Genomic DNA, 26,962 nt, shown 5'->3' with positions numbered 1-26,962 from the left:
CCGTGGCAGACCTCGACCGGCTCAGCAGCCGCCTTGCCGTTCTGGAAACCCGGATTTCTCGTCTTCGGGTCGTTGCCATGCTGTCCTTCGGGGTGGCCGCAACCGCCGTCGGACTGACGCTGAGGGGTCAATCGGACACGATCGTGGAGGGTCGGCTCTGGCTGGCCAAGGACGATCAGGGACGGACCCGGGCCATGTTCGGGGTTACCAACGACGGGGTGGCGCTGACCATGTACGACTCGACGGGCCAGATGCGGCTCGACGTCGGCCTGACGCAGCACGGCGCGCCCGGGCTCGTCATGCTCACCAATCGCGGCGAGCCGGCGCTGACCCTCAACCTGTCCGAGGGATCCGGCCCAACGGTACGGATGATCGACCCGGCAGCGCAGACTCGGCTCGAGCTGGGGCCACGACTACCCGGCGCCACGCAGTTCGGGCCAACGGTTCCGCCCGACACTTCGATTGCCCGGCGGGTCGAGCCCTGACACCCTCACGGGCGACAACTACAGACATCGCAGCCTGAGCAGCGGACCGACCGTTCGCCGAAGTATTCGAGCAGCGCCGCGCGACGGCAGCGGCGTTCGCGTGCGTACCTGTCGACAGCCGCGATCCGGCCTTCGGCCGCCTTGCGGCGACGAGCGATTCGCACCCACGGATCGGCTTCGGTTCGCGCTGCGATTTCCTGGTGAAGCCGGGATACCGACGCCGCCACATTCTTGGGGAGGGTGGTCAGCATTGCCCGATCGCGCCCCGCCCGCTCGATCAGCCCCCGGGGCGGAAAGGTGACATCGAGGGCGCGTCTGGGCAGCTCGGAATCGGATGGGTGGTAGAGGAGCACACAGCGCGATGGGTTGCCGTCACGCCCCGCCCGCCCCGCCTCCTGGTAGTACGATTCCGGCGTCGGCGGCATCGTCCAATGGACGACGAGGCGGACGGTCGGTTTGTCGATGCCCATTCCAAATGCACAGGTAGCGACAACCACCTCGATACGGTCCTCCAGGAACGCCCCCAGTACCTCGGCACGCCGTTCCTTGGTCAGCCCGGCATGGTAGGCAACGGCGCGTTTGCCCCGCTCTCGCAGGACCCGGGCCAGTGCCTCCACCGTGTTCCGGGTCGCGCCATAGACGATCATCGCACCGGGTACGTCCCGGGTCAGCTCGAGGAGTGTGCGAAGGCGGTCACGCTGATCCTTGATCCGGACGACTCCGAACCAAAGGTTCCGTCGATCGAACGAGGCGACGTGCCGGTCGAACCGACCGCCCTGATGCGCCCCCAAGCGGAGCAACCTGGCAATCGTGTCGCGGACTTCCGGGGTGGCGCTGCCGGTCAGGGCGACCGCGGCCGGATTCCCCAGGGCGCTCCTGAGGCGACCCAGACCGAGATAGGCCGGCCGAAAGTCCGGTCCCCATTCAGCGATACAGTGCGCTTCGTCAACCGCCAGGAGCGACACGTGCTGGCCTGCCTCGGCGAGCTCCTCGAGCAGTCGACGATGCCGCTCGGGCGCGACATAGAGAAGGCGCAGGCGGCCTTCCGAAAGTTCTTGCCGCGTCTGACTCTGTTCCTTTGCCGTCTGCAGGCTGTTGAGTGACCGGGCAGGAAGCCCGCGACGGCGCGCGGCGTCGACTTGATCCTGCATCAGGGCCAGCAGCGGTGAGATAACGATCGTGACGCCACCGAGCACCATGGCCGGTACCTGGAAGCAGACGGATTTGCCCGCGCCGGTCGGCAGCACGCCAAGCGTGTCGCGCCCTGACAGGACGGACCGAATGACGCGTTCCTGCGGGGCACGAAACGCCGAGTAGCCGAAGTGGCGCTCGAGAACAGCCACAGCGGTGTCAAGCGAGGGCGCCTGGGGTGGAGCGGCAGAGCTCATGACAGGCGGACGTTGTCGCTCGACCCAAGTCGGGAGACAACCCAACCAACGCAACCTGGTATCCGAATATCCCGCAATTGCCGGCGAGGCGATTGCGTCGGGCTCAGTGCCCTTACGGCTCTTTACCGCGCAGGTAGATGCGAATCAGGAGGGAAATGATCAGCGCAGCCATCGCTACCCAGACGATGGTCCGGTTCGCGGTGGCCGCACCCAAGGCGGCGAGGCCGAAGCCAACGACCGCGAGACCCATCCGAAACTGCTGGATGGTCATGGCATGATCGGGCCGGTCGGAGCCGGGAGCCGGACCTCGTTGCCCCAGAGCTCGCCGTGCACGTCGACCACCAGCTGCGCCAGCGGAAAAAACCCGTCGCCCAGGCGCCATGGTACCGCACCGATGGGAAATCGAATCGAGGTCGTCGCCCCGGATGCGACCGCAAACTCGGCTCCGGCGGGAATCTCGACGAGCACGGGAGACTCAGCGTAGAAGCGGATCGAGATCGTGGCATTCCAGGTCGGTTCGGCCGTGGGATCCGCCAAGCCAGGCAGCAGCACGATGTCGACATCCCGATCCATGCCGACGTCGTCGAGTTCGAGGGTGACCTGCCCCAGCGCATAGTTCATCGGGTCGTGACCCAGGATACGGTCCTCCCTATCGACCACACTGAGACCAAGATCGGTGAATGCAGGCCACTGCTCACGCGGCAGCCTCATCGTCACGACCATCCGCCGGGCCCAACTCGGCATCCGCACCGGAATGCGGCGTTCCGCCGATCCACGCTGACTGAAGACGACGCCTCGCTCCGCACCTACCAGCCCGAACATGGCTGTTCCCGTCACCTGCGCTCCCGTCGGATTGGTCAGACTCGCCACGACACTGTCGCCGCGCACCCGCTCGGCGCCGAGCGACAGGGGCGCGCGTACCACCCGCATGTCAACCGTGGCTCCAGCGGCAGGCGGCGCAACTGCGACCACCTCGTAGGTACCTGTCACGATCTCGCGCCCGTCGAGCTCATAGCTGGCCGCCTGCGGACTCGGCCCGCCTCGCCGGCCGTTGTCGATCCGAAACGGCTGCCCACCCGGCTCGTGCAGGAAGGCCAGCACCTCCTGCCCCGCCGCAGCCGTGGTTACCTCGACCCGAAACGGCCGGCCCGAATCGGCCGGCACCATGATGCGCTGGGCCGCACCCGCGGCAATCGAGGTGCGGACGAGGAGTCCGGTGTCCGGCAGGGCGAACGGCGCCGCCAGCGTAGCCGGCACCGTCAGCAGCGGTCCGATGGTCGTATCCGTGGCCCATCCCGTGATGACGCCGTTAAGGACACCGGCACCCCGAACGGCGGATGCCCTAACGGTCACATCGAACCGCGTCGACGGCGGCGTCAGCTGGACGGCGGGCGGCGCCACCAGCCACGCAGCATCACTCACGAGTCGAATCCGCCCGCCGAGGCTGCCGCGAACTTCGACGCCGATGGTGGTATCGCGGGTGCGCCCCGGCTCGATGAATCGAAGAATGCCTCCACCGGGCACACCGCCAACCAGCGTGCGCACCGCCGCCATGGCCGGAAGCCTGCGGAGCACTTCGTCCGCCGCGATGACATCGAGCAGGCCGGCTCCCTGATCCGGCCGCGCCGCGCCGGGCATCGGCCGACCGGTGGCGCGGACCGCCTGCTTGATCTGCGCGGCGGTCCAAGTTCGCTTCTCCTGCACCAGACCCGACAGCAGCAGCGCGAGGGCACCAGCCGCGTGCGGTGACGCCATGCTGGTGCCACTCTTATCCTCTGATCCGGTGTCCCAGCGCGGCACCGTGGAGAACGCGATGCCCGGCGCCAGGATATCCGGCTTGGCGACTTCGCCGCCACGCGAGCTGAAGAAGGCAACCACGTCTCCCGCCGCAGCGCCGGTAAAGGCGGGCGGGATGGTGGCGCCGACAGACAAAGCGCGATCAGCGGATCCCGGGAATCCCATGGTCGAGAGTCCAGGGCCGTCGTTGCCTGCGCTCGTGGCAAACAGCACTTCCGGATTGGCCGCCAGCAGCGAATCGACAATCGCATCGATCCGGGCGGCGCCCTCGCGCTCATTGCCAACGCCGAAACTCATGTTGAGCACCAGAGGAAGGCGCCGTTCACGAGCAAAGCGGATGGCGTAGTCGATGGCCCGAACCATGGCGCCGGTAACTGAGATTCCGCCGTGCGCGTTGTTCGAGATCTTGAGACCAAGCACTTGCGCACCTGGCGCAACGCCGTCGAAACCATCGACCCCGTACAGCATGTGGCCCGCGGCTATCCCCGCCACATGGGTTCCGTGGCCGCTGGTGTCGAAGAACAGGTCCAGGACTGGCGCTGTGTCCGTGCCGGAAAAGTTGACGGCGACTGCGAGCGGACTGGGTCGGCCGCTGGTAGCCCAGCCGAAGGTTTCACGCGCGGCCAGGAAGTCGCGCACCGGCCGTTCGTTGGCGAGCGAGCCGTCGCCGTCGGTATCGGCAAAGAGTACCCACCCGTCCGGCGCTCTGCCGATCACGACGGCAAGCGTGTCTCCGTTACTGCCGTTGCCGTTGAGGTCGCCGGCAGGCATATCGCCCAGCGGCCGTTCGCGAAGCAGACCGGCCAGCACCGTCCCCGGCGCGACCATCCCGGCCACCCGCTGCATGCCGAGCAACTGGATGGTCCCCACCAAGATGGTGTCGCCCCGAATCGACGGCGCACTGAGCCTGACCCTACCCTCCCCGGAGAAGTCGCGCAGATCGAGAATCTTGCGGTCGCCGGTGGAGGTGGTCAGCAGGCCGGGTACGGCAGCATCGACACCGCTGTCCAGAATCCCGATCAGAACTCCCCGCCCGTCGTAGGTCGGATGACTCTGTCGATAGGCCCAGACGTTGGTCGAGGCCAGTGGCATCAGCCCGCGCCGGGCAGCCTCTTCTGGAGGGAGAATCGGCTCGGCGGGCGGTGGTGGTGGAGCGACTTCAACCCGAGGTGGTGGAACCCGGCCGGGATCCATCGTCGGTCGGGGCGCTTCGACGGGCGCCGGGCCACAGGCAAGCGCGAAGAACGCCGCGCCCGCCCAGACCCTAGACACTCGCATGATCGAGGGTCGGAAGAACAAAGGGGCCGATGTGGGGGCCGGCGAAGTTGGCCGAGGTGCGGACCAGGAAGGCAAGCAGGTCACGAGTCTCCTCCGGCGTGATGATAGCGTCGACCTGGCCCCGAGCCGCCGCATGGCGCGCATCGAGGTCCCGATCATAGTCCGCGCGCATCTGGGTTACCGCAGCCTCGACCTCGGCCGGGACCGGGGTGCCCGCCTTCTTGGCCTTCTCGATGGCCGGACCATGCACGGCCATGATGGCGGCCTCGCCCTCCATGACACCCATCCGACCGGTCGGCCAGGACAGAATGAAATCGGGGTCGAAGCCCTGACCGGCCATGGCGTAGTACCCGGCGCCCGAGGCGTGATTGACCGTCAGGACGATGCGCGGAACGACGGCAGTCGCCATCGCCTCGACAAAGCGAGCGCCGGCGCGGATGATACCCGAGTGCTCCGCCTCGGGCCCGACCATGAAGCCGCTGACGTCCTGCACGAACAGAATCGGAATCCGTTCGCGGCTGGCCGTCTCGATGAAGTAGGCGACTTTCTCGGCGCTCTCGGTGTAGATGATTCCGCCGAACTTCGGTCGCTCGCCAGGCTTGCCTTTGATGATGCCGCGCTGATTGGCAATTACAGCCACCGGCCAACCGCTGATCCGGCCATGACCACAGATCATTTCCGCGCCAACCGCGGGCTGAAACTCATCGAGCTTCCCGCCGTCGAGCACACACTCGAGTATCTGCCGCATGTCGTAGGACATGCGATGATCCTGCGGCAGCAGATCGTAGAGTTCCTCGACCGGCCGGGCCGGTGGCTGGGCATCTACGACGTGGTGGGAGAGACCCGGCAAGCGCGGCAGGCGGGCAATGTACTCGCGGATCTTGATCAGGCACTCGGGGTCGTTCGCGGCCATGTAATGGGCGACGGCACTGACTTCCGTGTGGGTCCGCGCTCCGCCCAGCAGCTCGCCATCGACGACCTGACCGGTCGCCCCTTTGACCAGGTTGGGGCCACCGAGCCCCATAAAGCTGGTGCCGTCGACCATGAAGATCACGTCTGACAACGCGGGCAGGTAGGCACCGCCGGCTACACAGCTACCCATCACCGCGGCGATCTGCGGCACATGCAGGTACCGCCGCATGATGGAGTTGTAATAGAAGATTCGCGCCGCTCCGTACTGGCCCGGGAAGACGCCGCCCTGGTAGGGCAAGTTGACACCGGCGCTGTCGACCAGATAGATGATCGGGATACGCTGCCGCATCGCGATCTCCTGGGCCCGGAGAATCTTGCCGATCGTCTCCGGCCACCACGAGCCCGCCTTGACCGTCGCATCGTTCGCGACGACGACGACTTCCCGTCCCTCGACCACTCCGACGCCGGTAATGACACCGGCCCCCGGCGCCTGACCATCATATCGGTCGTAGGCCACCAGCAGTCCGGTCTCGACCCAGGGGCTGCCCGGATCGAGCAATGCCGCGACCCGTTCGCGCGGGGAGAGCTTGCCCTGCGCATGCATTTTTGCCACCCGCTCGGGGCCGCCACCAGCACGAAGCTTGTCCGCGAGGGTACGGTATTCAGCGGTCAGCTCCCGCAAACGGGACCGCTTGGCCGAGTCGGCCGGGCCAGAGGGCTTCGAAGACTTGGTGGTCAAAACAACGTCCTGATTCGACGGAAAGTGAGAGGAACTGCGTTACCGATCGAGGTGTTCGGCAGCCCAGCCATTGATATAGTCGACCAGATCGGACAACGGGGTGCCAGGCCCGAAGAGCTTGCCGATTCCCTGGCGATGCAGTTCGTCCGCATCATCGGCGGGGATGATCCCGCCGCCGGTAACGAGGATGTCGGGTCGACCGGCCTCGACCAGCAGTTTGCGCACCCGGGGGAAGAGGGTCATATGCGCACCAGACAGAATGGAGAGTCCGACGACGTCGACGTCCTCCTGCACGGCGGCCGTTGCAATCATCTCAGGCGTCTGATGCAGGCCGGTATAGATCACTTCCATACCGGCGTCGCGGAGCGCGGCCGCCACGACTTTGGCGCCGCGATCGTGGCCGTCCAGGCCGGGCTTGGCCACCAGCACACGAATGGGTCGAGACATGGTTTCAGCTTCAGGCATAGGGAGAGCTCTAGAAGAAGACCGGCTCACGATACGCGCCGTATACTTTCTCGAGCGCGTAGCGAATCTCGTACAGCGTACAGTAGGAACGAGCACAGTCGAGCATCGCTGGAATCACGTTCTGATCCTCACGCGCGGCCTGGGTCAGCGTGTCGAGCGAACGGGCAACCTGTTCGTTATCCCGCTCGGCACGCAACCGCCCCAGCCGCACTCGCTGCGTTTCATCCGCCTCGGCGCCGATCCGAAGCAACTCAAGCGGGCGATCCGGCTCGTCTTCGACAAAGGCATTGACGCCGACCACCGGCCGGTGGGCCGAATCGACTTCGTCCTGAAACCGTGATGCCGACGCCGCAATCTGGCGCTGGAACCAGCCCTTCTCGACCGCGGCAACGACTCCGCCCTGGGCGTCGATCTCGGCAAAGAGGCCTTCGGCCTCCCGCTCCATCGCATCGGTCAGCGCTTCGATGTAGTACGAGCCGCCCAGCGGATCGATCACGTTGGCAACCCCGGTTTCGTACGCCAGGATCTGCTGGGTCCGAAGGGCAATCCGTACCGACTCTTCGGTTGGAAGCGCCAGGGTTTCGTCGAAGGCATTGGTATGGAGCGACTGGGTGCCCCCCAGCACGGCCGCCATGGCCTGATAGGCAACGCGCACCACATTGTTCATGGGCTGCTGGGCGGTCAGACTGACACCGGCAGTCTGGCAGTGGAACCGCATCTTCATGCTGCGATCGTCGCGCGCACCGTAGCGATCGCGCAGCCGGCGGGCCCAGACGCGGCGGGCCGCGCGCATCTTGGCGATTTCCTCGAAGAAGTCGTTGTGCACGTCCCAGAAGAACGACAGGCGCGGTGCGAAGCTATCGACCGCGAGTCCGCGCTGCATGCCGTGCTCGACGTAGCTGAAGCCGTTGGCAAGCGTAAAGGCCAGCTCCTGCGCGGCCGTCGCGCCCGCTTCGCGGATGTGATATCCCGAGATCGAGATGGTATTCCACTTCCCGGCGTGACGAGCGCCCCATTCGAACATGTCGACCACGATCTTCATGGCGTGTTCGACCGGGTAGAGCCAGGCGTGCTGCGCCTGGTACTCCTTCAGCATGTCATTCTGAACAGTGCCCTGCAGCTTCTGGAGGTCGACGCCCTGCTTCTCGGCCGCCGCCAGGTAGAAGCACCAGAGCATCGAGGCCGGACCATTGATGGTCATCGAGGTGGAGACCTGATCGAGCGGAATCCCGTCGAAGAGGGTTTCCATATCGGCCAGGCTCGAGATGGCCACGCCACACTTGCCGACCTCGCCCTCCGACCTCGGATGATCGGAGTCGTAACCCATCAAGGTCGGGAAGTCGAACGCGACCGACAGACCCGTCTGGCCGCGTTCCAGCAGGAACTTGTATCGCTTGTTGGTGTCGATCGCGGTCCCGAAGCCGGCAAACAGCCGCATGGTCCACAGCTTGCCGCGATACATCGTGGGATGGATGCCCCTGGTAAAGGGGAACTGCCCCGGCAAGGCGCCTTCCGCGCCAAGCGTGTCGACCAGATCGCCCGGCGTGTAGACGGGTTCGACGCTGCGTCCCGAAATCGAAGTGAAGTTGCCGTCTTTCCGCAGTGGCAGGCGGCCGTACTCGGCCCGCCACCTCTCGACTTCGCGCGTCAGTGCCGCCAACTCGCGCTCGCGCTCGGCGAGCCGAACCGCGAGATCCGCGGCCGAGGGTCCTTGCGTGTCCGTCATACCCGGGCTCCCTCCTTCATGCCAGCGACCACCTCGGCCGCCAAGTCATAGGGACTGATCCGACCGGCCACCATATCGTCGGTGTGCCGCTCGATGATGGCGTTGGTTTCCGACTCATTCCAGATCCAGCGTTCGACGGCGCGGCTGATGACCTCCCGGGCACGCAGCTGCAGGCGACGACGGCGTCGGGTAGCCAGTTCCCCCGTCGTCTCCATACTCGCACGGTGCCGCCCGATCGCATCGGCAACCTCGACGATACCGGTTCCCTCGGCCGCCGTGGCGAGCAGCACCGGCGGTTCCCACGCAGGGGGCCCATTGGGAGCTGTCTCAACCGCGCCGACCGACCGCAACGACGCGCCATGATGTGACTTGATGCGACGGAAAGCGTTGCCCTTCCGGATCCCGAGCGTCACGTCGATTTCCATCTGCAACTTCCCTGCCCCTGGCCGGTCCGCCTTGTTGACGACGAACACGTCCGCGATTTCCATCACGCCCGACTTGAGCGTCTGAATGCCGTCGCCCGATTCCGGGACCAGCACCAGGATGGTGGTGTCGGCCATCTTGGCAACGTCCAGCTCCGACTGGCCGACGCCGACCGTCTCGATCAGGATCCGATCGAAGCCAGCCGCATCGAGCACGTCACAGGCTTCGCGCGTCGTGGTTGCCAGGCCACCGAGCGAGCCACGCGTCGCCATCGAGCGAATGAAAACGCCTGGGTCGAGCGCAACCTGTTCCATCCGGATTCGGTCACCGAGCAACGCCCCACCTGTGAACGGACTGGTCGGGTCAACGGCCACAATGGCCACCGTCAGACCCTGCTTGCGGTAGTGGGCCGCCAGCTGATGGGTCAGCGTCGACTTTCCCGCCCCCGGGGGCCCGGTGATCCCGATCCGATGCGCCCGCCCGAGCTTGGCATGGATCGACCCGAGGAGCTGCTCAAACCCCGGCCGGCCATTCTCGACGATGGAAATCGCGCGCGCGAGGTGCGCGGGCTGGGACAGAGAAAGATCCTGGGGCAACGGAGTACCGGCCATGCTCTCAAAGTCGCACCCCGGGGGACCCACCGCAAGTTGCTGCCAGACCACGAATTACGCGCGAATTTCGCCCGGCGCGAACCGCCCGTTTGGCCGCTGAGCCCCGGGTCAGAGCAAGAGCGCCGTCGACAGGCCGAGCAGGAGAAAGAAGCCGCAGATGTCGGTAAGGGTGGTGACGAACACCGAGGAAGCCAGCGCCGGGTCGACGCCGACCCGCTTGAGCAAGAGCGGGATGAACGCGCCCGCGAATCCGGCAACGACCAGGTTCGCGTTCATGGTGATGAAGACGGCAACTCCGAACAGCGCGTTGCGCTGGATCAGCCCGGCCCCTGCTCCCGCCAGGATGCCAACGACGAAACCATTGGCGGCCCCCACTGCCAGTTCCTTCCGGATCACGCTGCCGAACTGATTGAAATCGATCAGGCCGAGGGCCAGCCGTCGGACGTTCACGGCCAGTGCCTGGGTCCCGGTATTACCGCCCATACCGGCGACCATCCCCATGTAGGCGGCCACAAAACTGATCCGCTCGATCGTCGTATCGAAATACAGCGGCACCATGGCAGCTACGTACGCCGTTACCATGTTGACGAGCAGCCAGGGTAGTCGGCTGCGCACCGCTTCCGTCCACCCTGCGCGCAGGTCTTCGTCTGCCGAGACACCACCGAAGCGAAGCATATCCTCGGTGGCCTCGGCCTCGCCAACGTCGAGTACGTCGTCGAAGGTGATGCGCCCAAGCAACCGATCATCGGCACTTACCACGGGGATGCTCGACACATTGTACCGCGCCATTAAGCGCGCGACTTCTTCCTGGTCGGTTTCGGGACGAACCGTGACTTCGTGCTCCTCCATCGCCTCCCGAACCGGTCGTCCGGGTGACGAAAGCACCAGCCGTTTGAAAGTCATGACGCCGACCAGTCGCCCGAGCGGGGTCACCACGTATGCCTCCGAGAACTCTTCGACCTCCTCGGCCTGCTGCCGGATTTCATCGAGCGCCTGCCCCACGGTCGCCGAGTCGAGTACGGTGACCACCCGGGTGGTCATCAGACCACCGGCGGACTCCGAGTCGTACTGCAGCAGCTCGACGACCTCGTCCCGTTGTTCCGGATCACCGACGTGCGCGAGGATCCTGGCGCGGTCTTCCGGTTCGAGATCCGCCAGCAGGTCGGCGGCGTCGTCGTCGGGCAATTCCTCGACGATCCCTGCCGCCTGGGCCGGCTCCAGCGCCGCGAGCGTTTCGCCCGCATGCTCCTCCGCCGGCATTTCCCAGAGCGCCGACCCTGACAACGAGGCGGGCAGCCGTTTGACGATCGCGATCCGCTCATCATCGGCAGCCGCGGCCAGAACGTCAGCAAGGTCCGCAGGATCGAGTTCGTCCGACCGTGCCAGGAACTCGTCGATCCGCCCCGTCCGCCAGAGCGCCAGCAGCTCTTCCGCGGCGTTCTTCACGATCCGGGCGGGTCGAGGGTGATGGGATCGGCCCCGATCCGGCGAACAACGAGCCGATCGATCCGGGTGGGCGAGACGGCCAGGATATCGAACTCGAGTCCGCTCAAGCGAAGCCGCTCGCCGGCGCGCGGAAACCGCCCGAGCAACTCGACCAGCCGCCCCCCGATCGAACGAGACGGCCCATCCGGGAGGACCACGCCAAAGCGCTGTTCGACCTGATCGAGACTGGCGCCGCCGTCGGTCTCGAACGGCTGCGCACTATCCGGGATCCGGCGCTCGGCGGTCTCGTCGTTCTCGTCGAAGATCTCGCCGACCATTGCTTCCAGCAGGTCTTCCAGGGTCACGATCCCCAAGGTCCCGCCGAACTCGTCCAGCACGACGGTCAGATGCCGGCGTTCCCGCTGCATGTCGAGCAGCACATCGCCCGAGGTGCGACTGGCCGGCGCCGCCCCGATCGGGCGGACCGGCACGGGATCGGCTGGCGTGATCTTGAAGAGGTCGAAGACGTGCACCATACCGACGACATCGTCGATGGTGCCGCGATAGACCGGCAGGCGGCTGTAGCCGCTCTGCACGAACGCAGCATGGATCTCGTCGTACTGGGCGCCTTCGGGGATGGCGGCGAGGTTGGTCCGTGGCGTCATTACCTCACGGATCGGTCGCTGCGCAAAGGTAATCACGTTGCTGACCATCACCAGCTCATCCGTTTCGGTCAGCGCCCCTGCCGCGCCTTCACGCCAGAGGGCCCGCACGTCGGCCACGGGACGCTTCTTGAGCTCCGGCAGCACCCAGGCCACCATACGCGACCAGGGTCGGAGAATCGGTCGGAACAGGTCGGCTGCGCGGCTGGCGCGCTGCGCGGTCAGCCACCGGGGGAGCACGTAGCCGCTCATCAGCACGAAGGGCAGCGCAACGCCGATCAGGAGGACGAGCACACCCCAGAGCGGCAAATCACCGGTGATCCAATCGACCAGACCGGACAAGCCCACGGCCAGCACGGCAATACCCAATCCGGTGGTCGCGGTGGCGGCGGCCAGCTCGCGCTCGGCATCGCGCAGCCAGTCGAGGGATTCGGCCGCTCCGCGGAGTCGGCGGGACACCGCGTCGGCCAGATCGGCTCGGCTCACGGTAATCAGCGCGGCCGAGGCCGCGACCCCGAACACGGTCAGCACAAAGCCGACGGCGACGGCAGCCCAGATCATGCCCCTGCCTCCGGGGACGGCGTCGCCGAGGGCGCGGCAAGAATCCGCCGTACGGTCACCCTGCGCACCCGGCGGCGGGCCACCTGGTCGATCGTCAGAACGTACTCGCCGGCGATGAGCGAATCGCCCGCACGGGGCACCCGCCCGACCAGGGCGAGGACGAGGCCTCCGACCGTTCCGACGTCCTCGCGGTCGAAGTGATGATCCAGTTCGGCTTCCAGGTCGGCGAGCGGAACGCTGCCCTGGACAATCCAGGCGCCTTCGGGCGTCGGCTGGATCGGGACCGCTTCGTCGGTGTCGTATTCGTCCTGAATCTCGCCCACGATCTGCTCGAGTACATCTTCCAGCGTCACGATCCCCGCCGTACCGCCGAACTCGTCGACGACCACCACCAGATGAGCGCCGCCGCGCTGGAAGTCGCGCAGCTGGCGGTCGAGGCGTTTGGCCTCCGGGACAAACTCGACCTGGCGCACCAGAGAGTGCCAATCGGCAGCTTCGCGATGCCCGGGACTGGCGAGCAGATCCTTGGCGTAGATCACGCCAACGACATTGTCCGGATCGCCGTCGACGACCACCAGACGGGAATGCTCGGCAGCCCGAAGCGTCTCGAGCAGCTGCGCGCCAGTGGCTGAGAGATCGACCGTGAAAACGTCCATCCGCGGCGTCATGACCTCCTCGACGGTCATGTCGCGCAGACTGAAGACGCCGGAGAGACGGTCGCGCACATCGTGGTGAGAGCTGCGCGCGGAGGGGAGTTCGTCGAGCGGACGACCCCCGCGATCCGCCCAGGCGACGAATCGCAGCATCGGCGCGAACACGGCCAGCGTGGTCGTGGCGATGCGGCCATCGACCCGGACGAGATCCGGCTCATTGCTGGCCCAGAGGCGCGGCAGCAGATCGCCCACGACCCAGACGAACAGCACGCCAAGTGCCAGTCTGACCAGCGCCTGTGGAAACGGCCAGGCCCACCAGGCAAGCGCCAGCCCGGCAAAGAATGCCGCGATCATCATCAGGGCGAGGTGAGTCACATGGAGGGCGCGGGCCGGCGAAAGTTGTCCGGCGTCCGCGGCACCGGTCGGCGCCAGCAGCCGAGGCAGGCCAACATCGCCTTCGGAGGCAAGACCGATCAGCGCCGCCCACAGCGTGAACATCCCCGCAAGCAGCGGGGCGACTCCGAGTTGCAGCGCGGCGATCAGACCAGACACGCGAGGTATCGCTCCTGTCTCCGCCACATCGGCGACCGAACCCGGCGCTCGTCGTCGGGGTGATCATGGCCTGCGACATGCAGCGTTCCGTGGATGACGAGCCGCAGCAGCTCTTCGCGCAGTGACAGACCGCGTGCCGCAGCTTCGGCCTTGGCAACCGCCCGGCAGACGAAGATGTCTCCGACGAGACTGCCGTCCCGTTGCGGCAAGGCAAAGGCGAGGACATCCGTCGGCCGATCGTGGCCCTTCCAGCGACGATTGAGCGCTCGCATCCGGGTCGGTCCGAGGAACGTGACGGCAATGGCAGCCTGAACCCGCTCGCGCTGGAGTACCAGCCGGACCGCAGCCTCGACTCGACGCCGCGCGAGCGGGGCGTGATTGCCCCGCACCACGACGGGGGCGGGCGGCTCAGCCGCTCTGGTCTTCCGCGTAGGCACGAATGATCTCGCGAACCAGCCGATGGCGGACCACGTCGGCTTCGGTCAGGTAACAGAAAGCGAGGCCGTCGATCCCGAGCAGGATCCGCTCGATCTGAATCAGCCCGGAATCCTCGCGTTTCGGAAGGTCGACCTGGGTCTTGTCGCCCGTGACAACGACTTTGCTGTTCACGCCCAGGCGGGTCAGGAACATCTTCATCTGCGCACCTGTCGCGTTCTGGGCTTCATCGAGGATGATGAACGCGTCCGCCAGGGTGCGCCCGCGCATGTAGGCGAGGGGGGCGATCTCGATGGTCCGGCTCTCGATGGCCTTTTGCACTCGATCGTGCGGCATCATGTCTTCGAGCGCATCGTAGAGCGGGCGCAGGTACGGATCGACCTTGGCCTGCAGATCGCCGGGCAAGAACCCGAGCGACTCACCAGCTTCGACGGCGGGGCGGGCCAGGATGATCCGACGCACCCGCTTCCGGGCCAGCGCCTCCACGGCCTTGGCTACAGCAAGATAGGTCTTCCCGGTACCCGCAGGTCCAATCCCGACCACGACATCATGCTGCGCAATGGCCTCGAGGTAATCGCGCTGCCCCTGGGTCTTGGGAAGAATGGCGCGCCGGACCCCGGGCAGCAGAATGCGACCCTCACCCGGAGCTGCCAGGTCAGCGGGCAACGCCCCGTCCTGCACCATCCGGACGAGCATGTCCGGCGCGACCTCCTCGCCCATCCGCACCAGGTCGACGAGTCCCTGCACCACAGCCCCGGCGCGTTCGACCTGCTCAGCCGGACCACTTACCGTCAGCACATCGCCGCGAAGCGCCGCGCGAACGCCGAGGATGCGCCCGAGTTCGACGAGGTTGGCGTCGTTGACCCCCGCCAGCAGCAGCGGATCCGCGCCTTCGGTACCGAATCGCTGGACGGTCTCGTCCGCCATCTTGGTCCGTTTCTCCGTCTGCACTACGACCGGCCCGGGCCGGCAACGGTGATCGACAACGCCTCGAGATCTCGCGGATTGACCCGTGTCGGAGCGCCTTCGAACAAGGCGCGCGCGGCCGTCGTCTTGGGAAAAGCAATCACATCCCGCAATGAGGTCGCCCCGGCCAGGAGCATGGCGACCCGATCGAAACCGATCGCAAAGCCCCCCATCGGCGGCGACCCAGCCCCCAGCGCATCGAGTAGAAACCCGAAGCGTCGGCGCTGCTCATCGGCGTCGACACCGAGCAGCGCAAAGACCCTGGCCTGCAGCGCGGGATCGGTAATACGGATCGACCCGCTCCCCAACTCGTTCCCGTTGTACACGGCGTCGTAGTGGATCGCCCGGCAGCGTCCCGGGTCGGTTTCCAGAAACGGAATGTCGTCCGGATGCGGCGAGGTGAACGGGTGATGCACAAAAATGTGCTGGCCGGTCTGGGGATCAGGCTCGAAGAGCGGGAAATCGACGACCCAGAGAAAAGCGTGCGGTGTCGTAGGCGTCAGACCGAGCCGCTGAATCACCGCCATGCGCACCGCGTGGAGCGCGGGCGAGGTCACCGTATCCGCACCAACCACCGCGAGGAAGGCATCGCCGGGTTGCCCGGCAAGCGTTGCCAGGAACGATGGGCCTACGGCCTTGGCGCCCTGCCCTTCCCAGCCATCCGCACCCCGCTTGAGCCAGACCAGCCCTCCGGCCCCGGCGCCCTTGGCCACAGCCGTCAGGGTATCGAAGTCCTTCCGAGCAAGCGCGGTGGCTTCCGGAACGATCACGCCACGGAAGCGGCTCCCGTTCTGCCCCGCCTCGGCCAAAAACGGGGCCCGATCGGCGCCAAGGGCCGCGGTGTAGTCGGCCAGTTCGAGGCCGTAACGAAGGTCCGGCTTGTCGATCCCGAACCGCTCCATCGCCTCCGCGTGTGAGAGTCGAAGAAACGGCCGCGGAATGGCATGGCCTGATTCGTCCCAGAGCGCCACCAGTACCGCCTCGATGAAGCCCATCACGTCCTCGGCGTCAACGAACGACGCTTCGAGATCGATCTGGGTAAACTCGGGCTGACGATCGGCGCGGAGATCCTCGTCCCGGAAACAGCGCGCGATCTGAAAATACCGGTCATACCCGGCCACCATCAGCAGCTGTTTGTAGATCTGCGGCGACTGGGGCAAGGCATAGAACTCTCCCGGATGCACGCGCGAGGGCACCAGATAGTCACGGGCGCCTTCCGGGGTGGGCTTGGTGAGGATCGGGGTCTCGACTTCGAGAAAGCCAAGCTCAGTGAGGGTCTGGCGCGCGCGCTGCGCCAGCCGGTGGCGCATCACGAGATTGGCCGTGAGTTCCGGACGCCGGAGGTCGAGAATCCGGTGCTTGAGGCGCAGATCCTCGGCCGCCAGTTCCTCGTTCTCTTTGCGAGCCACAGGAATGATCGGCGTTTCGGCCGGGCCGACGATGGTGAGGTCGGTGACATACACTTCAACCTCGCGGGACGCCATCGACTCGTCGCGGGCCGGGTTGGGGCGCAGCTCCACCCGTCCAGTGGCCAGAACGACCGTTTCCGCCCCGGCCATGCCGGCGCGAGTCATCACCTCGGGTGACGTCCAATCAGGGCTCAACGACAGCTGCACGATCCCGTCGCGGTCACGGAGATCGATGAAAATCAGTCCACCCAGGTCCCGTCGGCGGTGCACCCAGCCGGCCAGACGAACAGTTGCTCCGAGATGGGATCGATTGAGGGAACCAGCGCGGTGAGTTCGGAGGGCCGTCTCGACGGCAGGATCTTTCGCCATATCCGTGCAAACGTAACGCCCCAGCACGGCCGGCGGCAAGCGATTGCGACACGGTAAGTTAGCTCGTTTCCCGGGCGGGACCGTCGCTGATCCGGTTACCTTTCATCCATGGCTGATTCGATCCTGGACCTGGCACCATCCGAGGGCTACGCGCGGGTGGAGCGGTGGGTCCGTGAGCGCGGTCTTCCCAGCTACCGTGCCGAGCAGATTGCGCGACGTCTCTGGCTCAACCCGATCGGCGCCTGGAATGACGCCACCGAACTTCCCGCCAGCCTCCGAGTCGATCTCGAGACAGCCCTGCCCCTGACGAGACTCGAGGTAGCGTCGCACCAGGTCTCGCAGGACGGAACCCAGAAGTACCTGTGGCGTCTGGCCGATCAGGAGGCGATCGAGTCGGTGCTGATCCCGAGCGGGACGCGCCGGACGCTCTGCATCTCGTCACAGGCAGGCTGTGCACTTGGGTGCGTCTTCTGCGCCACCGGGCGGATGGGGTTCCGCCGCAATCTCACGCCGGCCGAGATCGCCGCCCAGGTGCGGGAAATCGTGATCCGGAATCCGGCGGACAAACCGACCAACATCGTATTCATGGGCATGGGTGAACCCCTGCTCAACTGGCCGGCGGTGTCCACGACGCTGTCGATCCTGAATGACGAGCGTGGTTTCGGCATCGGGGCGCGACATATTACGGTCTCGACGGTCGGCATCGTACCGGGTATGGAAGCCCTGCGCCAGCGCCCCGAACAGTTTCGCCTGGCCATCTCGCTCCACTCGCCCCACCCCGAGGAGCGTCTCGCGCTGATGCCGATCGAGAAGAAGTACCCGCTAGCCGAGGTCATCGAGGCGGCCAGGAAGTTCGGGCGACGGGTCACCTTCGAGTACGTCCTGATCCAGGGGCGCAACGACCGGGACGCGGATGCCGATGCACTGGCGCACCTGGCCCGCTCTCTTGCTGCGCATGTCAACCTGCTGCCGCTCCACCCGGGCGGTTCGCCGGGTCTGACTCCCAGCTCGGGCAACCGGATTCGTGCCTTTGCCGATCGGCTTCGGTCCGTCGGCATCGAAGCCGTGGTGCGCCGGAGCCGCGGGCTCGACATCAACGCCGCCTGCGGCCAGCTCTACGTCGAACTCGAGGCCAAGCGGCGGCGAGACGCGACGGCGGCGGTCGGGCGACCCGGCTGAGCCATGGTCCGCTCCACCCTGCAGGCGTTTTTCACCTGGGTGCTGGAGCTGTTTTTCCGGCGGATCGAAATTGCCGGGCTCGAGCACATTCCGCCCCACGGCCCCGTCCTGTTCGTCATCAACCACCCCAATGCGTTGATCGACCCGCTGCTGGTCCTGTGCTACGCCCCACGACCGGTTTCCTTTCTTGCCAAGGAGCCGCTCTTCCGGATGCCGGTGATCGGTTGGTTCGTACGCGCCATGGATGCGATTCCCGTCTTTCGTACCCAGGACGCCGCGGACATGACCAAGAACCGTGCGACCTTCAAACGGGCTCGCGAAATCCTCGAGCGCGACGGCGCGATCGCGATTGCGCCCGAAGGCGCCAGCCATAGCGAGAGTCGGCTCCGCCCCTTCAAGACGGGAGCAGCCCGGATTGCGCTCGGCGCAGGCACGGCAGCCCCGGTGGCCATCATCCCCGTGGGCCTCGACTATAGCGACAAGATGAAGTTCAGGAGTTCGGTTCTGGTGTACTTCGGTGAACCGTTGCTGGTCGACCCCGGAATGCTGCCGGCCGACGGCGAACCCGCCGGCACCACGGCCGCCGACCTGACTCGCGCCATCGAGGACCGACTGGCATCGGTGGTCGTCCAGGCGGATGAGCACGAGGCGCTCCACCTGGCTCGACGGATCGATCGGGTCATCGCTGCGGATGCCTCCGACGCAAAGGCCTGGAGGCTGGACGATAGCTGGGCAGTTCGCCGCCGCGTCGTGGAAGGGCACCGCGCCCTCAAGCAGCACGATGCCGCGCTGCTCGAGCGGTTCGTGCGACGCTTGGACCGGCTCGAGCGCGCCTTTCAGCTTGCTGGCCTCGATCCGTCCGGGAGAGCCCGGCCAAAACCCCGCGCACGCCATCTCGCCGGGGCGATCGGGTGGCTGATCTTCCGGATCCTGATCTTCATACCGCTCGCCCTTCCCGGCCTGCTGATCCACCTGCCCGCCTACTGGATGGTCGATCGGACCGCGCACTACCTGACGCGGGACCATCCCGACGCACGCGCCACCGTCAAAGTGATCGGTGCCGCCCTGTTCTACCCGATGACTTGGCTTCTGATTGGATGGCTGGTCGGGCGCTCGGTGGGACTCGAGTGGGGTCTCCTTGCCGCCCTGACCGCGCCGTTCGCAGGGTTTGCGGCCATCAAACTGGCCGAACGATCCGACCGCTTTCTGACCGCAACGCGCGCACTGGGATTTCACCTCTTCGAGCCCGAGCACTACCAGCGGCTCCATCGAGAAAGAGCCCAGCTGCGGAGCGATCTGCTCGACCTGGCCCGCCGACTCGCGCAGGAGCCGCCGCCAACCAGCACGGCGCCAGCTGAACCCGCATAGGCCCTTCAGACGACGCGATGCGGCGGGGCCCGCCCGCCGAAAAACGCCTCGAGGTTGTCGACCGCCATCATGCCCATGGCAGTTCGGGTCTCCTCGGTGGCGCTGCCCAGGTGCGGTAGCAGCACCACGTTGTCGAGCTCGAGGAGCGCTGGGGGGACATCGGGCTCGTGAACGAAGACATCGAGACCGGCGGCGGAAAGCCGCCTCGACGCCAGCGCCGCAGCAAGAGCCTGCTCGTCGACCAGGTTGCCCCGGGCGGTGTTGATCAGTACGGCCTCCGGCTGCATCAGGCCCAACCGGCGCGCGTCCAGGATTCCGACGGTGTCGTCGGTCGCCGGCAGATGAAGGCTGACGATCTCGGCGCGCTCGAGCAGCTGATCAACCTCACAGCGCACCGCCCCAAGACGGGCGGCGACCTCCGGCGCCAAGGGGGTTCGGCTGGCGTACAGGATCGACATGTTGAAGCCGTGGCGCGCCCGCGCGGCCACCGCCTGCCCGATCCGCCCCATCCCGATGATCCCCAGTGTCCGGCCCGACACTCGACGGCCGAGGTGATGGGTCGGGCGCCAGCCCGTCCACTGCCCTCGCCGCAACAAGCGTTCCCCCTCTCCCAGGCGTCGCAGCGTCATCAGGATCAGGGCGAGCGTAAGGTCCGCGGTGCAATCGGTCAACACACCGGGGGTGTTGGTGACCACGACACCAGCACTGCGGGCTGCCGCGAGATCGATCCGGTCGACACCGACGCCAAAGTTTGCCACGATTCGAACCCTCCGACCCGCCGCTCGGAACACCGCCGCAGGTACCGGGTCGGTCACCGTGGTGAGCAGGCCATCGAACTCGCCGGCCCGACTGACGAGTTCGTCGTCCGCGATGGCACCATCGTCCCGATTCCACTCCACGTCGAACTCGGCTTCGAGGCGCGCTTCGACGGTGCGCGGCAGCCGATGCAGGCACCAGATTCTGGGGCGATCCGTCACGTCTCTTTCCTCCTCGCGATCGACACGAGACACGATATATTGGCGCGGTGCATCAGACCCTCGACCGGCTCCGCGCCGATGCGGTCGCAATCTATGCCGCCGCCGTTGCCGGGGTCGAACCGCGCCGGGCGGTGACTCGCGCCTTTGCCGGCACGCCGCCTCCCAACCCCGCACGCATCATTGCCCTCGGGAAAGCTGCGTATCCGATGGCAGCCGCTGCGGTCCAGCATTTCGACCGCCTCGAGGTTCCGATCCAGGGCGGCCTGGTCGTAACGCCAGACGTCGGAGACAGTCCAGACCCTCGGCTCCAGCGGGTCACCGGCGATCACCCGGTGCCCGGCGCTCGGTCTCGCGCGGCCGCCGCTGCGCTGGGCGAGGCGCTGGCTCGTGTCACCCATCATGACGATGTCTGGGTCCTGATCTCCGGCGGAACCAGCAGCCTGGTCGGGGCGCCGGTGGAGGGCATGTCCGAGGTCGAGTACGACCTGCTGATGCGGGCGCTCGCGCGAGCCGGCCTGCCGATCCACGCCCTCAACCGCGCTCGGAAACGCTTCTCGCGCTGGGGAGCCGGTCGCCTGGCCGCCGCGTGCGGCGGCGACAGGATCCGGCTGTTCCTGCTGTCGGACGTGCCCGGCGACGATCCTGCCGATATCGGCTCAGGCCCCTGCGCACCAGACTCAGCCTCGGCCGCAGAGATCCTCGCGCTGCTTGCCAGCCTGGGCGGCGATGTCGGCGTGCCCGAGGCCGCCATGCGGTATCTCGAGCGAACCGTTCGGGGCGTCGTGCCTGAAACCCCGAAGCCGGGTGACTCGATCTTCGATCGCGTCACGACCCGGATCGTCGGCTCGAACGCTGTGGCTCTCGACCACGCCGAGGAGCGAGCGCGCGCCCTGGGCTACCAGGTTCGGCGCCACCCGACGCCAGTCACGGGCGAGGCCGCCGCCGTGGGAGGTGAGCTGATCCGGAGCGTGCTGGGCGACGACCCGCAGCCCGGAACCGCGTGGATCGGTGGCGGTGAAACGACCGTATCGCTTGGTGCGCATCACGGTCAGGGAGGTCGCTGCCAGGAACTGGCCCTGGCAGCGGCTGCCGGTCTGGCCCGTCACGCCGATCGATATCGGGCCACCGTGCTGGCCGGCGGTACTGACGGTCGCGACGGGCCGACGGATGCCGCTGGGGCCGTGGTCGACTCGCGAACCTGGGACGCGATCCGTCACGCCGGGATCGACCCCGAACGGGCCCTTGCCAGGCACGACGCCCACCCCGCCCTGGCAGCGGCCGGAGCGTTGCTCCGCCCGGGGCTGACCGGAACCAACGTGATGGATATCATAGTCGTGCTGGTTGGCGATCGACCGAGCCTCAGAGCGGCAGGCGACCAGCCGGAAGCCGGTAGTCCGCACCAAGCAGGATCGTAAGGTCGACCCGGCGGGTGCTGTCCGCCTCGACCGTGACACGTTTGGTGCCGACCATCCGGGCAACCGGGCGCCCACGCTCCGGATCCACCCCGCGCCGGATGATGACGGTCGTCGAGTCCGGCCGACGATCGGTCGAACCGAAATAGACCACATCGACGCCCTGCTCCCGCAACAATCGGGTCACCTGTCGTGCGAGACCCTCGCGACCCGTTGCGTTGATCACCTCGACGACCACGCCGCGTTCGACGCCGGCGGCCTGGTTCACCATCGCGATGCTCGGACGGGGTGCGGGGTCGCGCGACTGCCGCTCGCCCCAAGCCCACCTTCCGCTCAGGACGAGTCCAGCAGCAATCAGCAAGCCCGCGACGATCAGACCGATTCGGTGCGTTGGTTCCATAGACTGACGGTCGGCTCTGGAGTGCCCTTACCCTGCCGATAATAATAGCCCGTGCGCAAATCGCCGGCGCCAGGCTGCGATGTCGTCCGGGCGCCCTCAGTGGGTGGGGTTGGCGTATGCGATACCGTCGGGGCCGGCTCCGACCGCAAGCTGCCGTCGCACCGTGTGGGCGCGGAGGTCGAGTTCAGCCACCTGACCCGTCCCGGCAAGGGTGATCCATGCGACCGACCCGTCGGGCGCGACGGCAACGCCCATCGGGCCGCCGCTCACTCGCACCGTTGCCAGCTTGGCACGCGTTCTCGCGTCGATCACCTGCACTTCCTCTTGCTGCGGATTCGTGACGACCGCCATGGCGCCGTCGGGGGTGAAGCCGATCCGGTACGGAAAGCCGCTGGTCTGCAGCGAGTCGACGACCTGCCACCTGGCCAGGTCGACGACGTACACCTTACCGGTATTGTTGCTGCCCAGCCAGACCTGGTCGTTTGATGGCGTGATGTTGATCGCTTCGGTCATGGTGCCCACCTTGAGCACTCTGGGCTCGCCCGGCGTGTCGAGATCCATGGCGCTGAGCGTACCGGGCACAACGTTGGCCGTGAATCCGCGTTTGCCATCCCGCGAGGCCACGACCATGTGGCTCAACGCCTGCCCGGTGGGCACCGTTCGCGTGATGGTCCCTCGAGCGGCGTCGACGAGCACCACAGCCTGACTCGCCTCGGACGAGATGGCCACCGTAACGTTGTCCGGAAGGAACCAAACGCCGTGCGGGCGCGGGTTGGCAGGAAGGGCGATCGTCCGCGCCACTGTCAGGCTCCGAAGGTCCACGACCGTGAGCGACGAACCCGGCGTCTGGGCCCCGTAGTCAGTCACGACGGCCCAGCGTCCATCGGCTGATGCGGCCACCTCGTGCGGACCGGTGCCGGTTGGCAGTGTGGCGAGGACCTGGCCCGACACGAGCGCCACCACCGAGACGGTGCTGGCGGGCTTGTTGACGACGACCAGCACCGGTCCGGCGGGTTGCGGGGTCGCGGTGGTCAAGGTCGCAAGGACGGCGGCAAGGAGGATCATGGGTTCTCCCGAGACTGCGAACGAGTGCCAGTGCGGCCCCCGGCCGGGTGGAGGCAGAGTTCAAGCCGCGACGGCACCTCTCTCTACGGTTCAACCCGCTTCCCGGTGTCGTCAGACTGCGATCAGGTCAGGGGAACGCTCATGCCCCGCAGCGGTCGATTGTCAGGACGGCACAGCCGAGCCGCGTCGGGCAAGTCAACCCGAAGCGGCCAGATGATTCCAGAGGCGAACCGTCGGCTCAGGAATGCTCCATCCCTCACGCACGAGGTAGCTCAAGCGGCGGCGCACCACGTCGCGGAAGACGGCGTCGGGATCTCTTGGGAATCGTTCGGCCAGCGCCGCGCGCTCCTCACGGTCGAATGAACGGCCCGGTTCGAGAAAATCCGCCGCATACAGGACGCGGCCGACCGGTTCCCATCCTGCGTACCCCACGGAGTGATAGCGCACCGCATCGAGAATGCCCTGATCCCGCTCTCCCTCCCGCTCGGCTCGATGCGCGGCTGCGGGGCCGTGGAGAATATCGAGCAACGTCACCCCGGCAGTCTCACCCCCCTCGGCGACCAGGACCGCCGGCTCTGCATCGCGCAGGGCGTCGTGGAGCCACACCGCCCGCAGCCAGCGGAGTCGTTCATCTGGCGCGATGCGCATGGCCTCGGCCCAGCCCTCGACCAGGTCGGAAACGCGGCGGATGTGCTCGAGGCGGCGTTCGCCAACGCAGGCCCAGGCCGGAAGCCGGGGGTCGCTAGCCGTGTGATACATCAGGCGCCACCGAGGTGCTGACCCAGCGCTGCGTTATCGATCAGACGGGTCGTCCCTACCCGGGCGGCGATCAGGACAACCGACGTGGCATCAGCAAACCGCGGCGTCTCCAGGGTGACCGGATCGACCAGGGCGACATATTCGACGGCCACGCCCTGACCCGCCTCCAGGACGGCGCGCCCAACCGACCCGAGCCGACCCGGGTCGGATTCCCCTGCCACCCAGGCCTGCTGGATCTCACGAATGGCCGCCGAGAGACGCCGCGCCTCGAGGCGATCAGCCGGAGTCAGATAGGCATTTCGACTGCTGAGCGCCAGGCCGTCAGCCTCACGGACCGTCGGTACCACGACCAGATCGATCGGCCAGTCGAGATCATGAATCATTCGTCTGACGACCGTCACCTGCTGAAAGTCCTTCTGGCCGAACACGGCCGCATCGGGAGCGACCTGATTAAACAGCTTGGCCACGACGGTCAGCACCCCGACAAAGTGCCCTGGGCGGGCCGCGCCGTCCCAACGAATCGCCAGACCGCCCGGTTCGACGGTAACTTGGGCTGGCTCCGGGTACATTTCCTCTACGGTCGGTGCGTAAAGCAGATCGACGCCCCGAGTCTCGAGCAGTGCGCGGTCCCGTTCGAGGTTGCGCGGGTACCGCGCCAGATCTTCGTTGGGCCCGAACTGCAGCGGATTCACGAAGACGCTGGCCACCACCCGATCGGCATGCGCGCGGGCCGCGTCGACCAGCGCCAGATGCCCCTCGTGGAGCGCGCCCATGGTCGGAACCAGGGCCACACGCTCACCGTGACGGTGCCAGACGCGGACGGCTTCGCGGACCGCCTTGACGGTTTGGATCGTCTGCATCGTCAGGTCTCCACCGCGAAATGGCGGGCCAGCTGTTTGAGGTCGGCCGCAACCCGCTGCAGCTCACTCAGCGCCGCCTCGAGGTCGGCCTGACCGCGGGTCGCCTCGCCCGCCTGGCGGGCCAGCGACTCTGTCTCGCCGCGCATACGCACCGAGGCCTCCGCCAGCTGGCGGATCTGATCGGCCAGCCGCCGACTGCCCTGCTCCTGCTCCGCCTCCGATTCGGCAATGGCTCGCGCGTGTTCACCGGCCTCGATCGTCGCGTGAACGATGGCATCGAGGGCGCGGGCCGCCTCGGTGCTCATCTGCCCGACACCGGCCACCAGCTCCTGGCCGCGTGCCATCTGATCGCCGATGCCCGCTGTCTTCCGGACGATGTCGGCGACCAGCCGGCCGGCCTGTTCACTGGTATGGCCGCTCTGAATCGCGAGCTTCTGGATCTCCTGCGCGACGACCGCAAAGCCGCGCCCGCCGTCGCCGGCCCGAGTCGCCTCGATCGAGGCGTTGAGTGCAATCAGGTTGGTGAGTTCGGCCAGTTCCTGAATCGAGTCGAGCAGACCCTGGATCCGAGCGTTGGTTTCGCCGAGCGAGGCCACCTGGCGCGAACTGTCGGCAACGAAGCCCTGCACCTGCAGCAGGCGCTCGATGGCCTCCTCGATCCCGGAGCGGTGCTTGGCAGCGTCGGCGGCAGCCCGCTGACTGACCCGGGCGGCCCGAGCACCGGCCGAGGCCGCCCGCTCCGCGCGCGAAGACAGCTGGGTCGTCGCGTCGAGCCCGGTTCGGGCAAAGGCCTCCTGGGTCGCGGCTTCCCGGCGCATGTTCTCGGACGCTGCCGCCAGTGCGTTGGCCGAGGCACGGAGCGAGTTGACGGCCCGGGCCAGGGCCTGGGACTGCGAACCGATCTGGTCGACGGTTTCGAACAGCGGCCGCCGCAGTTCGGCAATGTGAATCGCGGTGGAAATCTGGGTGGCGATCGCCGCGATGGCCGAGAGGTCGCGCGAGCGATAGTGATATCGCTTGTGATGTTCGAGTTCCAGCGTGCCCAGCGACTGATCGGCAAACCGGAGCGGGTGGATCACGATCGACCGGACATCCGGCGACGTGGTCAGCCCCGGGCGCTGCCGGGTGTCGTCGACAATCGCGGGTTCCCCGGTCTCAACCACCTGCTGCCGCAGCGCATTGAGCCCGGCATCGGGAGTGCGTCGTCCGGGCCGGCCGCTCTCGGCCCGATAGGCAAGCACCGGTTCAGGAGCCCCACGATAGACTCGGAAATCACCCCAGTCGAGCAGTCGATAGGCGAGTTCTTCCAACTGCTCGAACGAAAGGCGCAGGCTGACGTTGCTCGTAATGGTCGACTGCATCATGTGGACCTTATTGAGGTCCTCGGCCGCAATCGCCTCTTCCAGCAGCAAGCGGGTCAGATACCCCAGCACCCCAAGGGCAACAGCCACAGGAATCCACCCGACCGGCGACAGCGCGGCAATCGCCCACACCACGACCGCCGTCGCAAGCACCGTCACCAGGTAGGAGACGACTTCCCAGCGGAGCAGGAACGATCGGTCCTCGGGCGTCAGCTTGCTGCGCAAAAGCAGCGAGAAGTAGAACAGCAACCTGCTGGCAAAGAAGTATGCCGCACTGAGCGCGGCGGCCGCCGGGAGAAACTCGAGGTGAATGCTCGTGAGCCCGGTGGACTCGAGCACCAGGGCATAGAACCCGAAGCCCACCGCGAAGGCAATCACTTCTCGTCCGGCGTTGACCAGCGCGGCCCAGCCGGTCTTACGTAGCACACCCCAGTCGGTGAGGATGACCCCGGCAAACAGTCCAAGCACGGCGGTCGAGGGTGCTGCGGTCACAGCAGCGGCCAGCGCCGCCACGCCCGTCTGGGTCAGGTAGGAAAACTTGCTGAGACGAACCGGCGCGGCGCGAAGAATCAGGAGGCTTGCAGCGATGGCCAGGCCCACGAGAGGCGCGTCGAGCCAGCGCGGATCGAGCACCAGGGTGGCCACGACCGTGGTGGTTCCCAGATAGACTAGGGCCCGGGCGTATCCGCGAGCTACGGTGTCGGCGCCGGCGGCCATGGCTCAGC

At 66.8% G+C, this 26,962-nt stretch carries 23 protein-coding genes; 4 read left to right on the top strand and 19 right to left on the bottom strand.

Annotated features, from left to right (window positions below; all coding sequences use genetic code 11):
* The first annotated feature begins 2 nt into the window (after nucleotides 1-2).
* Nucleotides 3-485, top strand: coding sequence for a hypothetical protein (locus KF785_02535; protein ID MBX3145622.1), 483 nt, complete (start codon nucleotides 3-5; stop codon nucleotides 483-485).
* A 5-nt stretch (nucleotides 486-490) separates the two neighbouring features.
* On the opposite strand, the gene KF785_02530 is transcribed toward KF785_02535, so the two are convergent.
* The 13 genes from KF785_02530 to aspS all read right to left on the bottom strand — a co-directional run bounded on the left by KF785_02530 (nucleotide 491) and on the right by aspS (nucleotide 16,856).
* Nucleotides 491-1,873 carry an ATP-dependent DNA helicase RecQ gene (locus KF785_02530; protein ID MBX3145621.1) on the bottom strand — a complete coding sequence of 461 codons (1,383 nt, stop codon included), beginning with the start codon at nucleotides 1,871-1,873 and terminating at the stop codon, nucleotides 491-493.
* 112 nt (nucleotides 1,874-1,985) lie between these two features.
* Nucleotides 1,986-2,144, bottom strand: a complete 159-nt coding sequence (locus tag KF785_02525; GenBank protein MBX3145620.1) for a hypothetical protein — start codon at nucleotides 2,142-2,144, stop codon at nucleotides 1,986-1,988.
* Nucleotides 2,141-4,948, bottom strand: a complete 2,808-nt coding sequence (locus tag KF785_02520) for a S8 family serine peptidase (GenBank protein ID MBX3145619.1) — start codon at nucleotides 4,946-4,948, stop codon at nucleotides 2,141-2,143. The genes KF785_02525 and KF785_02520 overlap by 4 nt, the downstream gene beginning before the upstream one ends.
* A complete protein-coding gene (locus KF785_02515; GenBank protein ID MBX3145618.1) occupies nucleotides 4,935-6,464 on the bottom strand; it encodes an acyl-CoA carboxylase subunit beta in 1,530 nt (509 codons plus the stop codon). Before KF785_02515 ends, KF785_02520 begins: the two co-directional genes overlap by 14 nt.
* A 174-nt stretch (nucleotides 6,465-6,638) precedes the next feature.
* Nucleotides 6,639-7,046 carry a cobalamin B12-binding domain-containing protein gene (locus KF785_02510; protein ID MBX3145617.1) on the bottom strand — a complete coding sequence of 136 codons (408 nt, stop codon included), beginning with the start codon at nucleotides 7,044-7,046 and terminating at the stop codon, nucleotides 6,639-6,641.
* Nucleotides 7,047-7,074: 28 nt separating this feature from the next.
* On the bottom strand, nucleotides 7,075-8,790 hold the full coding sequence (locus KF785_02505; GenBank protein ID MBX3145616.1) for a methylmalonyl-CoA mutase: 1,716 nt from the start codon (nucleotides 8,788-8,790) through the stop codon (nucleotides 7,075-7,077).
* Nucleotides 8,787-9,824 (bottom strand): methylmalonyl Co-A mutase-associated GTPase MeaB, encoded by a 1,038-nt coding sequence (gene meaB / locus KF785_02500; protein MBX3145615.1) that lies wholly within the window; start codon nucleotides 9,822-9,824, stop codon nucleotides 8,787-8,789. Before meaB ends, KF785_02505 begins: the two co-directional genes overlap by 4 nt.
* 108 nt (nucleotides 9,825-9,932) lie before the next feature.
* Complete coding sequence (mgtE, locus tag KF785_02495; protein ID MBX3145614.1) at nucleotides 9,933-11,270, bottom strand: magnesium transporter; 1,338 nt, start codon at nucleotides 11,268-11,270, stop codon at nucleotides 9,933-9,935.
* Nucleotides 11,267-12,472 (bottom strand): HlyC/CorC family transporter, encoded by a 1,206-nt coding sequence (locus KF785_02490; protein MBX3145613.1) that lies wholly within the window; start codon nucleotides 12,470-12,472, stop codon nucleotides 11,267-11,269. The genes mgtE and KF785_02490 overlap by 4 nt, the downstream gene beginning before the upstream one ends.
* On the bottom strand, nucleotides 12,469-13,677 hold the full coding sequence (locus tag KF785_02485; GenBank protein MBX3145612.1) for an HlyC/CorC family transporter: 1,209 nt from the start codon (nucleotides 13,675-13,677) through the stop codon (nucleotides 12,469-12,471). The genes KF785_02490 and KF785_02485 overlap by 4 nt, the downstream gene beginning before the upstream one ends.
* Complete coding sequence (gene ybeY, locus KF785_02480) at nucleotides 13,665-14,114, bottom strand: rRNA maturation RNase YbeY (GenBank protein ID MBX3145611.1); 450 nt, start codon at nucleotides 14,112-14,114, stop codon at nucleotides 13,665-13,667. The genes KF785_02485 and ybeY overlap by 13 nt, the downstream gene beginning before the upstream one ends.
* On the bottom strand, nucleotides 14,086-15,039 hold the full coding sequence (locus tag KF785_02475; protein ID MBX3145610.1) for a PhoH family protein: 954 nt from the start codon (nucleotides 15,037-15,039) through the stop codon (nucleotides 14,086-14,088). The genes ybeY and KF785_02475 overlap by 29 nt, the downstream gene beginning before the upstream one ends.
* Nucleotides 15,040-15,062: 23 nt before the next feature.
* Nucleotides 15,063-16,856: an aspartate--tRNA ligase gene (gene aspS, locus KF785_02470; GenBank protein MBX3145609.1), complete on the bottom strand. Its 1,794-nt coding sequence runs from the start codon at nucleotides 16,854-16,856 to the stop codon at nucleotides 15,063-15,065.
* A 108-nt stretch (nucleotides 16,857-16,964) separates the two neighbouring features.
* On the opposite strand from aspS, the gene rlmN reads away from it, so the two are divergent.
* Together rlmN and KF785_02460 are read left to right on the top strand one after the other, a co-directional pair.
* On the top strand, nucleotides 16,965-18,035 hold the full coding sequence (rlmN, locus tag KF785_02465; GenBank protein ID MBX3145608.1) for a 23S rRNA (adenine(2503)-C(2))-methyltransferase RlmN: 1,071 nt from the start codon (nucleotides 16,965-16,967) through the stop codon (nucleotides 18,033-18,035).
* Between the two features lie 3 nt (nucleotides 18,036-18,038).
* Entirely contained in the window at nucleotides 18,039-19,403 is a 1,365-nt protein-coding gene (locus KF785_02460) for a 1-acyl-sn-glycerol-3-phosphate acyltransferase (protein ID MBX3145607.1), read from the top strand.
* Nucleotides 19,404-19,408: 5 nt separating this feature from the next.
* Here the strand turns inward: KF785_02460 and KF785_02455 are convergent, their stop codons facing one another.
* Nucleotides 19,409-20,380: a D-glycerate dehydrogenase gene (locus tag KF785_02455; GenBank protein ID MBX3145606.1), complete on the bottom strand. Its 972-nt coding sequence runs from the start codon at nucleotides 20,378-20,380 to the stop codon at nucleotides 19,409-19,411.
* Nucleotides 20,381-20,427: 47 nt separating this feature from the next.
* Here KF785_02455 and KF785_02450 point away from each other — a divergent pair, with 47 nt between their 5' ends.
* Nucleotides 20,428-21,795 carry a DUF4147 domain-containing protein gene (locus tag KF785_02450; protein MBX3145605.1) on the top strand — a complete coding sequence of 456 codons (1,368 nt, stop codon included), beginning with the start codon at nucleotides 20,428-20,430 and terminating at the stop codon, nucleotides 21,793-21,795.
* Here the strand turns inward: KF785_02450 and KF785_02445 are convergent.
* From KF785_02445 to KF785_02425, 5 genes are all read right to left on the bottom strand, one after another.
* The gene (locus tag KF785_02445) at nucleotides 21,740-22,192 is read right to left on the bottom strand and encodes a LytR C-terminal domain-containing protein (GenBank protein ID MBX3145604.1); all 453 of its coding nucleotides are present in this window, start codon (nucleotides 22,190-22,192) and stop codon (nucleotides 21,740-21,742) included. The two genes, KF785_02450 and KF785_02445, sit on opposite strands and share 56 nt — an antisense overlap.
* A 96-nt stretch (nucleotides 22,193-22,288) precedes the next feature.
* Nucleotides 22,289-23,257, bottom strand: a complete 969-nt coding sequence (locus tag KF785_02440) for a hypothetical protein (GenBank protein MBX3145603.1) — start codon at nucleotides 23,255-23,257, stop codon at nucleotides 22,289-22,291.
* A 195-nt stretch (nucleotides 23,258-23,452) separates the two neighbouring features.
* Complete coding sequence (locus KF785_02435) at nucleotides 23,453-24,016, bottom strand: hypothetical protein (GenBank protein MBX3145602.1); 564 nt, start codon at nucleotides 24,014-24,016, stop codon at nucleotides 23,453-23,455.
* Nucleotides 24,016-24,876, bottom strand: coding sequence for a pantoate--beta-alanine ligase (panC, locus tag KF785_02430; protein ID MBX3145601.1), 861 nt, complete (start codon nucleotides 24,874-24,876; stop codon nucleotides 24,016-24,018). Before panC ends, KF785_02435 begins: the two co-directional genes overlap by 1 nt.
* A gap of 2 nt (nucleotides 24,877-24,878) precedes the next feature.
* On the bottom strand, nucleotides 24,879-26,954 hold the full coding sequence (locus KF785_02425; protein ID MBX3145600.1) for a GAF domain-containing protein: 2,076 nt from the start codon (nucleotides 26,952-26,954) through the stop codon (nucleotides 24,879-24,881).
* Between the last annotated feature and the right edge of the window lie 8 nt (nucleotides 26,955-26,962).

Source organism: Gemmatimonadales bacterium (genome assembly GCA_019637315.1).
Taxonomy (GTDB): Bacteria; Gemmatimonadota; Gemmatimonadetes; order Gemmatimonadales; family GWC2-71-9; genus SHZU01.
Note: the sequence above shows the minus strand (reverse complement) of the source record. Positions and strands in the feature narration are given on the sequence as shown.

Bases quoted from the DNA above. Each gene is read 5' to 3' on its own strand.
- KF785_02515 (MBX3145618.1), bottom strand. From the start codon at position 6,464: ATGCATGCGCAGGGCAAGCTCTCCCCGCGCGAACGGGTCGCGGCATTG.
- KF785_02475 (MBX3145610.1), bottom strand. From the start codon at position 15,039: ATGGCGGACGAGACCGTCCAGCGATTCGGTACCGAAGGCGCGGATCCG.
- KF785_02525 (MBX3145620.1), bottom strand. From the start codon at position 2,144: ATGACCATCCAGCAGTTTCGGATGGGTCTCGCGGTCGTTGGCTTCGGC.
- KF785_02440 (MBX3145603.1), bottom strand. From the start codon at position 23,257: ATGATCCTCCTTGCCGCCGTCCTTGCGACCTTGACCACCGCGACCCCG.
- KF785_02520 (MBX3145619.1), bottom strand. From the start codon at position 4,948: ATGCGAGTGTCTAGGGTCTGGGCGGGCGCGGCGTTCTTCGCGCTTGCC.
- KF785_02425 (MBX3145600.1), bottom strand. From the start codon at position 26,954: ATGGCCGCCGGCGCCGACACCGTAGCTCGCGGATACGCCCGGGCCCTA.
- panC (MBX3145601.1), bottom strand. From the start codon at position 24,876: ATGCAGACGATCCAAACCGTCAAGGCGGTCCGCGAAGCCGTCCGCGTC.
- KF785_02505 (MBX3145616.1), bottom strand. From the start codon at position 8,790: ATGACGGACACGCAAGGACCCTCGGCCGCGGATCTCGCGGTTCGGCTC.
- rlmN (MBX3145608.1), top strand. From the start codon at position 16,965: ATGGCTGATTCGATCCTGGACCTGGCACCATCCGAGGGCTACGCGCGG.
- KF785_02435 (MBX3145602.1), bottom strand. From the start codon at position 24,016: ATGTATCACACGGCTAGCGACCCCCGGCTTCCGGCCTGGGCCTGCGTT.
- aspS (MBX3145609.1), bottom strand. From the start codon at position 16,856: ATGGCGAAAGATCCTGCCGTCGAGACGGCCCTCCGAACTCACCGCGCT.
- KF785_02460 (MBX3145607.1), top strand. From the start codon at position 18,039: ATGGTCCGCTCCACCCTGCAGGCGTTTTTCACCTGGGTGCTGGAGCTG.
- KF785_02445 (MBX3145604.1), bottom strand. From the start codon at position 22,192: ATGGAACCAACGCACCGAATCGGTCTGATCGTCGCGGGCTTGCTGATT.
- KF785_02490 (MBX3145613.1), bottom strand. From the start codon at position 12,472: ATGATCTGGGCTGCCGTCGCCGTCGGCTTTGTGCTGACCGTGTTCGGG.
- KF785_02510 (MBX3145617.1), bottom strand. From the start codon at position 7,046: ATGTCTCGACCCATTCGTGTGCTGGTGGCCAAGCCCGGCCTGGACGGC.
- meaB (MBX3145615.1), bottom strand. From the start codon at position 9,824: ATGGCCGGTACTCCGTTGCCCCAGGATCTTTCTCTGTCCCAGCCCGCG.
- KF785_02530 (MBX3145621.1), bottom strand. From the start codon at position 1,873: ATGAGCTCTGCCGCTCCACCCCAGGCGCCCTCGCTTGACACCGCTGTG.